Here is a 10,823-nt window from a genome sequence, read left to right on the forward strand (position 1 = left end):
CATATCCAGAAATGCTTCCACATATGCATACTGACTGTAGGTCATTACGCCAACAAATATGTAAGCTTTGATAATTTCACCGGTATCCGGGGCGATGACTGTTGCGGAAACTCCTGCCCAGTCTACTTCAACCTGTTCGCCGGGTTTGCGGTTGATATGCATGGTAGCACGCCGTTTCTGCTCATCCTGCTGGATGTGATAGCAGAACTGGGAATACATGAGCGGTTCCTCACCGTTGGCACGGCAGTCCTCCATGTATTCTGTCCACAGAAGCTTTTTGCTGACTCCGTTGCGGAGCAGTTCCTTGTGGATGTAAGCGTAGTCAGGTATACGCTTGTTAGGTGATACCTTCTTCTCCTTGGAGAACATGAGCCTTTGAAGCTCTGTGTCAGTCATTGCATCATCAAGCGGCCATGAAAGATTTAATTCTTTGGCACGTTTCTGAACCTTGACGACAGTTTTCTGTGCGACACCACAGCTAGCCATGATATCGCGTTGTGAGAATCCTAGGCCGGTAAGGCGAATGATTTCTCTGTACTTGGTCATAAGTGTGACCTCCTTATAATGAATTTACACCAACAGGTGCATGACCTCATTATAAGGTTTTTATAGATAAAGCGATTTCCTTTTTAACGGAAACGCGATTTCCATCTAAACGGATTGGTGATTTCCATACACCGGACAGGTGATGGATTTCACCCCGGATTATTCAATTTGCAGGCTATGATTTACCATAGAAGACCCTATAAAACCTTATTTACAGATAATCTTTCACATGCTCCGCCAACGCTGAGGACTGCCAAGAATTCACATTTTCTGAGCAGCCCCTGGTTTTACATATCAAATCGATAGTGTAAATAATATTTGTCTTTGGTAAAAAATTGCCTATGCTGATTGATCATGGTAACCAAACATTAAGACAACATGCTTCCCTATTCTCTACTTGATGACACAAACGGCCTATGCAGACATTAAAATACCTGCTTTACGTTCCAAATCGCTGCCACGTCTTTCTTCTATCATTTTCAATTAACCTCTATATAGCTTATAAAAAGAACATGTAAATCTTAAATTGACAACTACATATAAAGTCCTTTCGTCTATGTTGTAATTCTTATACATTGCTGTCGTCTTCTTATTTATAATGCCCCCTTCAAATGATAAGAATATTCAAACATGTGATGTGTTCTGATATTAAATTAAAAATAAGGATTTAAATAAACATACAAGATTAATATGCTTATTTAAATCCTTATTCCTCATAGTTTAATTATTTTCAAAAAAAGATGCTTACAAAGCATCTTTTACCAAATCCTTAAACAGTTCGTAGGGGAATCGAACCCCTGTTTCCGCCGTGAGAGGGCGGCGTCTTAACCGCTTGACCAACGAACCATATCTCAACCGTGCTTATACATAATATAACATTTCATAAAAAAATGCAAGCCTTTTTGTAAAATTTTTTATTTTTTGTAGATTTTCAAAGTAAATGCAACCCACTCATACTCTGCCGGTTGCATTTACTTTAGGAATTCAGTAGGTTGCATTTAGTTTAACATATTTTGTATGACTCTTTCTGGCGCATTTGGACACTGTTTTAATACCAGTCCCCGCCGTATGGAATGTCCATACACCTCCCTGTGTCCTTCCTGCTGCTTCCGTGAAAAAATCTGCCCTGACTTTCTTCTGGAATCCTGTCCCTTGCTGAATAAGCCTCCTTACGTTTGCAACGGATGCACAAAAAACAGGTGTACTTTAGAAAAGCGTTTTTATAATGCTACCACTGCACATATGCAATATCGAGAAATTTGGGTTAAGGGTTACGTTTTCCCGAACTATCCCTTAACCATTCATCCCCCAGGCGCGTCCCTATCTAATACAGGACCTATTGAGGAATGGCATTTACTCTGGCAAAAAAACAGGCAAATCCCACTTCCGGTACAGTACGCCCTTTTTTAGGACTTTCTGCAGTGGATGATCTACATTTTACACGAAATGGGAACAAAAAGCAGCCCCTTCCTGCACTTTTTTGTAACAAGGGACTGCCTGAGTTGCACTTACTTCAAAAAAGTTACGTTTACCTTAAAATTCAACCTTTTTTCGCAGTAATTAGATTCCATTCTATTTGGATATATTAATCTTGCAGCCATTCCAAGCCACTATACCCGCTTATGAACTCCTAATTAGATACAAGAACAGTATATAACCCTTATTGGCTTTTAGTGAATCGGCGCTAAAATACTATTTAACATTATTTTAGCTTTTTCATTAGGTATAAGGCTATTGTAATGAAATAACGGTTTTCTCCGTATTAGCATAATCACTAAACCCATTCTTCTCCAACCATGCATTGCTAAACTCATCAGGAGTGAACATTATAATATAATCGTATGAATCCCAACTATCTGAATAATTATTAAGATCATCACTTGCGGTAGTAGTCACATTATTTGACCATAACTCAAATCTGGCCAAATAATAGATATATCCAGGACTACCATTGTTTCCATTTGTATATATCAGATAACTCTTTTCAGCAGCAACACCATTATCTTTTAGCAATTTCTGTAATTGTCCTCTTGTAGTGATACTGTAATCTTGTCTCTTTACAAGGCTTACTATACTGTTTTTAATTGGCCATATAGGTAATATCGATATAATAAAAAACATAATAACCATTAAGTTATTATTTGCCGCCTTATCACTAAGTACAAAAACAATTGCCATCCCAAAAATAAAAATATCCAATGTCAGCATATATCGTTCATAACCTGCCAAATCAACAGCCTCACCTAATGGCATAGAAAAGATATACATCAAATAAACAGATATAACATAAGTTGCAATAATCACATAAACAGCTAACAAATTTTTCACATGAGTTATGGCTTGTCTTTTTTCTTTAATCAGCCAGTTTAAAACAATTAAAACTATAACTAAAATTGTAGTAGCAAGCATAGGAGCAAAAGATTCGTTATGAATATCAGTTAATTTAACTATCATCTTTTTTCCAATGTCAATAATATTCTCTGGCGTTTTTTCACCAAAAATATTTTTATAATTTTTCAGCGAAATTGCATGTTTAAATGTATCACCAGACCCAAAAACCAACTGAACATGTTTCTTCCACAAATATGTTGTTACTAAAGGGAGGACAATGTCATAAAATGCAAATTTTAAAAGAACAATTATTTTTCTTCTGTTCCTTATTTCAAATGATTTAAACCGAATGAAGAAATAAACCCAACAAATAAGACAGAAAAAAACTCCACTGTTCTTCACTTGAAGTAAAAAAATAGAGATTGGCATTATTTCAAATATCAATCTATTTACTCTATTCTCATCAAGTGAATTAGATTCAAATTTAATAATACAAAAAAGAGAAAGGCCAGCTAATGGCATGACTGTATCCACTAACAAATCATATATAGATATATTGCTAATTAATGCATAAACTGAAAAAGCAGAGATAATTACCCCAGCTGACCAATTTTTCTTACTAACAAAAGAGGAAAGAGGGAAGATAAAACTGACTAATAAAACTATCTGTCCAAAGATATAACATGCATCAGTATCTCCAATTATTTTACATACATAATAGATAAATAATGAACTCCCCAGGGGATACGCTTGGAACATTACCAAGCTGTCTTGGAAATTTGGCATTCGATTATTAATAAGCATCGTTTTTATAATAATTGCCCAGTGGGAAAAATTATCATAATGGATGAAATGACTTCCACGAATCAAGACTGCAAAATATCCCAATATTAAAATCCACATAAATGCAATAATATATTCTCTACGAATCGTAAATTTTGTGGGCCATTTTTGCTTGATTACAGTATATGCAAAACTAACTAAACCACCTACTGTAATTAGCCTAACAGCGGGAATAAACACATTCAAAATTCCTGCGAATAACATCAATACACTAATGACACAAGAGATAATAGCTGGAGCAAATTCTACGCGGATATGATATTTATAGTTAAGCAACGCTGTGTACCCCATAAATACAGCAAGTAGAATGAGTATTCTTATATACAACATCATTTATTTCCTCCGAACACCCATTTTTTTGTATACGAAAGCTGACGAAAAACAGAAGCATATCAACAATAACTTTAATAAACAGTCTGGGTAGACCTATTACCCGAACAAAAAGATACACGAGTGCAGCAGAAGTACACATCTGACATACACAGAGGATATAATACTTGAGGAACGTATTATTTCCTTTACAATCTTGTTTAAACACAATATTTCGATTTACACAGTAATTATATAAAGAGGAGATAATTCTTGCTAATATTGTAGCCATCCACACTTGAACGCTTAGATTAGTCCCTTTTAATAAATATGAAAATAATTGAAATGACCCAAGATCTATAATAGAGGAGCTAAACGAAGAAAATGCGTATTTGAAAAAGGTTCCGAAAATCAATTTATAAATCTTCCACGAGTCTGATACTGGTCTGAAATGAGTTCCCTTGTTCTCAGCATAGTATATTGTCTTGATTTCAATTTCTTTAATCGGAATTTTTTTCTGCAAAGCTTCAATAAGCATTCCCGTCTCATATTCAAATCTTTCTCCAAACAATGTCAAAAATGCCGGCAACACTTGATAAGACATTGCACGTAACCCTGTCTGGGTATCAGCAATGTTACCTCCGTATAACAAGCGGATAACCACTCTTGTCATTTTATTTCCAAATGCACTTTTAGGTGGAACGTTCTCCTGACTAAAATTTCTTGCTCCTAGAATTAAAGAATCAGTATATTCAGTTAGTGCCTCCTTCATACGAAGCACATCTTCGACAGAGTGCTGTCCATCAGAGTCTACCGTTATTACCCCACTGGCCGTTTGACTTAGATTTGTCAGACAATAATTAAACGCATCTTTTAATGCTCGTCCCTTTCCCATGTTAATCGCATGGCGTAAAACGATGCATTCTTCCTTTTCTTCTAAAAAATCAAAAATAAATCGACAATCGTCACTGCTGCCATCGTCTATAATAAGTATTTGTTTCTCACCAGCCTGAATCAATGATTTGACATAGCTTATCAGCTTCTCATCAGGATTGAGTGCTGGTATAATTATAATTGTATTCATCAATCTCTCCCCAAAAGTTATAATTTACAGATACACGATATCATACCCAACAAGTTGTCAGTATTTATAATAAACCTTTATTACCCGTTCAGGCACAGCTATCTTTCAACAATAAAAAATTTAACGCTCATTATCGTTGAAAATATCTGCCACTCATCTATGAATATATATTATCATATAAATCATATAATTTCTATAAATAAAAAGCTTAGTTGCTACAATATAACAGTAATAAGATGTACCTGGTACCCTCTTTTACTGGGAGAGGCGCAAGAAACAGGTAGTGTTTCGGTTCCAAACATATGCGAGGGATGAAATCCTTTCTGCTTAGGATATCGAGGAAGATAAGTTTAGCGAGTATGACGCATTAGATAGATATTTTATACTCTAAGCAGTGAAATAATCTAATGATAAGATCCCCAAGATGAGTCTTTGATATGGAGAATTGAAACATCCTTAAAGATTCCTAAAAGTGTTCTGGAAGTAATGCCTATATACTTATGGAAAGGAAAATATATTGAAGTGTAATACCTAACTTGCATCTGTTTTCAAATTATTTCATCTGCAAAGCTCAGAATAATATAACATTTCTTGTGAAAATGCAAGCTTTTTTGTATAATTATTTTAAAAAAATTTTTAAGGAGTAAATTCATGCCAGAATATATTGATTTACACGTCCATTCCAACTGCTCAGACGGTACATTATCGCCTGCTGAGCTGGTACAATATGCAGTTCAAAAAGGGCTGAAAGCCTTTGCTCTTACAGATCATGACACAACCGACGGTATCCCCGAGGCTCTAGAAGAAGGAACCCGACTTGGTGTAGAAGTCATTCCGGGAATAGAACTCTCTACAAATTATGGGGGAAAAGATATACACATCGTAGGACTTGGAATTGATATCCAAGACTATCACTTTCAGGAGGAACTGAAAAGATTTCAAAATTCCAGAGATATCCGCAATCTTAAGATGATTGCCAAACTGCAGGAGGCAGGCATTGATATCTCCTATGATTCCATGCTGTCTGCTTTCTCAGATTCCGTTTGGACGAGGGCCCACTTTGCCCGCTATCTGCTGGATCACAAATACGTTCGTTCCATGCCCGAGGCATTCGACCGGTATCTGGGCGACTATGCCCCTTGCTTTGTTCCCAGAGAAAAAGTAACACCTTTTCAAGCCATACGCCTAATCCATCAGGGGAAAGGAGCAGCTATTCTTGCACATCCCCTCCTCTATCACCTATCCGATACCAATTTGGAAAAATTGGTATCAGAGCTGGAACATGCGGGACTGGACGGCCTGGAAGCAATCTATTCTACAAACAAATGGGTAGATGAGACCAATATGACACATCTGGCCAAACGTCATCATCTGAGAATCTCTGGGGGTTCCGACTTCCATGGGAGCAATAAGCCAGATATAGATCTAGGAACAGGAAAGGGAAATCTAAAAATACCCTATGAACTATTAGAAAACCTGCTTAAAAGGGACAGGTCAAACTAAATCCGGGACAGGCCACTCTTAATTTGGGACGTGTTCTTTCTAGAAAGAACACGTCCCAAATTGAGCTTTAATCCTCCGGTGCCTCCGCCGGAATGAAGATATGATCATGTCCTATCTCTTCTGTCCTTCTTGACTTTTCTTCTGCCTCCCTGCAGAAATAATCCTGAGAATTTACCAATACTTTTCCCCTCTTATCTATCTTTTCATAAGTACCGTCAGGCTGAAGGATATGGGCCTTCATATTGTCATCCAGCTGAATCTGCAGGATATGTTTTATTTCTTCTTTGATTTTTTCGTCTTCTACAGGGAAGATAATCTCCACTCGTTTGTCCAGATTTCTCGGCATCCAGTCTGCACTTCCCATAAAAATTTCTTCCTGGCCGTTGCTGAAGAAATAAAAAATCCTGCTGTGTTCCAAAAAGGTTCCTACAATGGATCTGACAGTGATGTTCTCGCTGATTCCGGGGATTCCTGTTTTCAGACAGCAGATGCCCCGGATAATCAAATCAATTGTTACGCCGGCAGCAGATGCTTCATACAGAGCCGCTATAATATCCCTGTCACACAGGGAGTTCATCTTTGCTATGATATGCGCCGGACGTCCGTTTGCAGCGTTTTCCCGCTCCATTTCTATCTGATGAAGGAAGCGGTCCCGCATCCAGATAGGAGCAACCACCAATTTGTTCCATGTCTTTGGTTCAGAGTAGCCTGACAGCATGTTGAATACTGCAGTCGCATCCTCTCCGATTCTGGCAGAGCAGGTTAGGATTCCGCAGTCTGTATACAGCTTAGCTGTGGTATCGTTGTAATTTCCGGTTCCCAGATGTACATATCTGCGAATCCCAGCCTCTTCCCTTCGTACTACCAGCGTTATCTTGCTGTGTGTTTTCAGCCCCAGCAGTCCGTAGATTACATGGCAGCCGGATTTCTCCAGCATTTTTGCCCACTCAATATTATTTTCCTCGTCAAATCTGGCCTTTAGTTCTACCAGAACAGTGACCTGTTTTCCATTTTCGGCTGCAAGGGCCAGAGCAGCAATAATAGGAGAATTACCGCTGACTCTGTATAATGTCTGCTTAATTGCCAGTACATCCGGATCCTTAGCCGCCTGTCTCACGAAATCCACCACAGGATTAAACGTCATATATGGGTGATGAAGAAAGATATCCCTCCTTCGTATTTGCGTAAAAATGTCTTCATCCGTCTGCATATCAGGTACCGGACAGGGTTTATAGCCTGGTGCCTTGTATTCATCAAATCCATCCATTCCGTATAGTTTCATCAGGAATGTAAGGTCCAAAGGCCCATTGATGGCAAAGATATCTTCATCTTTGATAGCGAACTCTGCCTTTAAGATTTTCAGAAGGCGTTCATCCATCTTATCTTCTATCTCCAGACGGATCACCTCGCCCCACTGGCGTTTTTTCAGCTGCTTTTGAATTTCTTTTAGCAGATCCGCCGCCTCATCTTCGTCGATGGTCAAATCTGCATTTCTCATAATCCGGTAAGGGTAAGCGCAGACAACATCAAAATTCAAGAAAAGTTTCCCAATATTTCGCTCAATAATTTCCTCCAGGAGTATAACTGCCTGATTTCCTTTCTCGTCTTCCGGCAGTCTGATGATACGTGGAAGTACCGAAGGCACCTGCACAGTTGCAAATTCCAGCTCGTCTTTCCCCTTCTTATCCTTTTTAGAGATCAGAGCTCCGATATTCAGCGTCTTGTTTCTGATGAGGGGAAATGGCCGGGCAGAGTCCATAGCCATGGGGGTCAGTACCGGGTAAACATTATCTTCAAAATATTGATCCGCAAAAGCGCCCTGACGCTTTGTCAGATCCTCATGCTCCCTAATGAGAGACAGGCCGCATTTTTTCAGAGCCGGCAGCAGGGAACGGTTGTACGTGTTGTACTGGGCGGCAACCAGTTCCTGGGTTCTTTTGCTGATCTCCTTTAACTGCTCTTTTGGAGGCATACCCGCAATATCCGGCTTGGTATATTTGGCATGTACCATATCCTTTAAAGATGCCACCCGTATCATAAAAAATTCATCCAGATTTGACGCTGTTATGCTTAAAAATTTCAGTCTCTCAAACAGAGGCAGAGATTTATCTTTTGCTTCGCTTAATACTCTCTCGTTAAATCCAATCCAGCTCAGCTCCCGGTTCCAGAAATATTCAGGGTTTGTGTAATTTACTGTTTCCATCTTATGCCTCCTATTTTCTCCTTTTTCTTCTCAATTCCGGCCTGATAAAATAAATCTCCTCGAAAAAGTTTATCTTATCAGCCAGCAGCCCTTCTTCCAGGGTAAAATCCGCCTGGCTCTCAATAGACAGGATCAGACGGTTCTCTTTTACAGACGCATGCAGCGTTTCTATCTTCTGAAGATGGCTTCTGTCCAAAGCATTCGCCATTCTCAGGATAGCTGTCAGTTTTCCCACCAGGATATAGTTTTCCTGCTTCATTTCCTGGTAAATGCCATCCTCCCCGTAATACACATAGGGAACAGTATTAAAACGGACCACATTGGCAATCACTTCCCGCTCGGCATGAGACAGTCCGATAATTTCCGTTGACATAATAATATTGTAAGAGCATTCTCCCACATTGCTCAGACTGATATATTTGCCGCAGTCATGGAGGATAATCGCAATCTGCAGCAGGAGGCGCTCTCTTTTCCCCATGCCATGATATTTTTTCATACTATCAAAGATGGCAAGTCCAATCCTGGTCATGACCTGTACATGGCCCTTGCTGCTTACATATCGCTTGGCAATATTTCTGGCCGCTTCGATAATATCATTTTCAAAATTATGATTGGTTCTTATGATTTTATGGCTTTCACCGTACTCATAAGCCATACCGTCCGTAAGCTGTGTGCCGGGGATCCACATGGTTTCCGCACCAAACTGCTCTATAAAAGTTTTAAAGATAATAATCGAAGGTATGAGAAGTGACGCATACTCAAGCGGCAGGGAGAATTCCACCGCCACCTGCTCCGGAGAGTAGGGCACCACGCGGTCATAGACATTCATAAACGTTGCCTTGTCAATCGTGGAACAAAGGTTCCCATTTTCTCCCTTGCGGAAAATCACCTCCGTAAAATTATCCCCTACCAGAATAACATTCTTAATCTCCCGTTCTTTCAGATGAAGCTTTTTAAAGCTGAGGATCTCATTGTTAATCAACTCCTCTACCAGCTGTTCGTAATATATCGTCTCCTTCTCCACAGGAAGCAGCTTCTCACGAATTCTAAGGTTTCCCAGCTTAAAATTCTGCGTGGTCACCAGAGCGTCTTTGTCAAAAAGAGAAACCTGAACGCTTCCTCCTCCCACCTCAATAATAGCAGTTCCCTTCTGAATGATCTCAGTAAAATCCTTCTCTTTAGATGCTATGGATTTGTAGCCCAGAAAACGCTGTTCAGAATTGCTTAATACCTCCACCTGCATCCCGGTTCTTCTGTAAATCTGCTCCAAAATCACCCACATATTCTCCGCCTCCCGCAGAGAGCTGGTGGCACAAACCTTATAATCCTCAACTCTGTACCCCTCCATAATCTGCCTGTAATCATTCAGGACAGTGCAGAGAGAATCAAGGGACTCCAAACTGAGCATTCCCGTAACATACGTATCTTTCCCCAGCTCAAGCGGACTGCGGATTTCATCTATTTCATGCATACCGTATTTTTTGGACAACTCATAGATCTTCATACTGATATCATAAGAGCCTATATCCACGGCTGCAAATGTTGTAATAGCCATACTTTCATCCCCCTTGTGATATTTCGTGTATTTTTAATTATTTTACTATTAATCGTCTGAAAATGCCAGGGATTTTACCTATATTTTACATTTTATGCCCGTGCCATCCCATAAGGGACACCCATATATGAAAATGGGACACCCCTGATCGAATTTGGGGGGCTGTGAAAAAATGGAGTTGCTCTAACTCCATTTTTTCAGCCCCTCTTTATTTTGTGGAAAGCGTAAGAAAAAAGCAGTAAAAAGCGCATAATCCCCCTTACCCCAACAAACGTGCGCTCTTTCTTCTTTAAGCCACTTCCCGGAGTCTCATCTGCTTATTATAGATTTTATAGAGATTATGGCCGATAGAAACAAGAAATATCTCTACTCTTACCGAATCCAGTCCTCTTCTTACAATTCGCTTATACCTTCGGTCGTATTTGATGATTCCAAATGTCCCTTCTGCC

Annotated in this window: 6 protein-coding genes, 1 tRNA gene and 1 pseudogene; 1 reads left to right on the plus strand and 7 read right to left on the minus strand. The window is 39.3% G+C overall.

Features of this window, described 5'->3' with window-relative positions; translation table 11 throughout:
- The 4 genes and pseudogenes from BUA56_RS21920 to BUA56_RS21935 form a co-directional block, all read right to left on the minus strand.
- Positions 1-546, minus strand: a pseudogene (locus BUA56_RS21920) (IS21 family transposase); the annotation flags it as partial.
- Positions 547-1,320: 774 nt separating this feature from the next.
- A tRNA-Glu gene (locus BUA56_RS21925) sits at positions 1,321-1,392 on the minus strand.
- Between the two features lie 885 nt (positions 1,393-2,277).
- Complete coding sequence (locus BUA56_RS21930) at positions 2,278-4,053, minus strand: hypothetical protein (protein WP_072854885.1); 1,776 nt, start codon at positions 4,051-4,053, stop codon at positions 2,278-2,280.
- Complete coding sequence (locus tag BUA56_RS21935) at positions 3,989-5,113, minus strand: bifunctional glycosyltransferase family 2/GtrA family protein (protein ID WP_084068204.1); 1,125 nt, start codon at positions 5,111-5,113, stop codon at positions 3,989-3,991. The genes BUA56_RS21930 and BUA56_RS21935 overlap by 65 nt, the downstream gene beginning before the upstream one ends.
- A gap of 651 nt (positions 5,114-5,764) precedes the next feature.
- Between BUA56_RS21935 and BUA56_RS21940 the strand changes: the two genes are divergently transcribed.
- On the plus strand, positions 5,765-6,616 hold the full coding sequence (locus BUA56_RS21940) for a PHP domain-containing protein (RefSeq protein WP_072854886.1): 852 nt from the start codon (positions 5,765-5,767) through the stop codon (positions 6,614-6,616).
- A gap of 67 nt (positions 6,617-6,683) precedes the next feature.
- Here BUA56_RS21940 and BUA56_RS21945 read toward each other — a convergent pair whose 3' ends face one another.
- From BUA56_RS21945 to BUA56_RS23945, 3 genes are all read right to left on the minus strand, one after another.
- Positions 6,684-8,819: an RNA degradosome polyphosphate kinase gene (locus tag BUA56_RS21945; RefSeq protein WP_072854887.1), complete on the minus strand. Its 2,136-nt coding sequence runs from the start codon at positions 8,817-8,819 to the stop codon at positions 6,684-6,686.
- Positions 8,820-8,829: 10 nt separating this feature from the next.
- Entirely contained in the window at positions 8,830-10,374 is a 1,545-nt protein-coding gene (locus BUA56_RS21950) for a Ppx/GppA phosphatase family protein (protein ID WP_072854888.1), read from the minus strand.
- Between the two features lie 289 nt (positions 10,375-10,663).
- Positions 10,664-10,823: transposase (locus BUA56_RS23945; RefSeq protein WP_072854889.1), on the minus strand; the 160-nt coding region annotated here is incomplete at its 5' end.

Origin of the sequence: Lactonifactor longoviformis DSM 17459 (assembly GCF_900129135.1) — a bacterium.
GTDB lineage: Bacteria > Bacillota > Clostridia > Lachnospirales > Lachnospiraceae > Lactonifactor > Lactonifactor longoviformis.

What these genes read in the sequence shown, in the direction of transcription:
- BUA56_RS21940 (WP_072854886.1), top strand. Translation starts at nt 5,765, where the DNA reads ATGCCAGAATATATTGATTTACACGTCCATTCCAACTGCTCAGACGGT.
- BUA56_RS21950 (WP_072854888.1), bottom strand. Translation starts at nt 10,374, where the DNA reads ATGGCTATTACAACATTTGCAGCCGTGGATATAGGCTCTTATGATATC.
- BUA56_RS21930 (WP_072854885.1), bottom strand. Translation starts at nt 4,053, where the DNA reads ATGATGTTGTATATAAGAATACTCATTCTACTTGCTGTATTTATGGGG.
- BUA56_RS21935 (WP_084068204.1), bottom strand. Translation starts at nt 5,113, where the DNA reads ATGAATACAATTATAATTATACCAGCACTCAATCCTGATGAGAAGCTG.
- BUA56_RS21945 (WP_072854887.1), bottom strand. Translation starts at nt 8,819, where the DNA reads ATGGAAACAGTAAATTACACAAACCCTGAATATTTCTGGAACCGGGAG.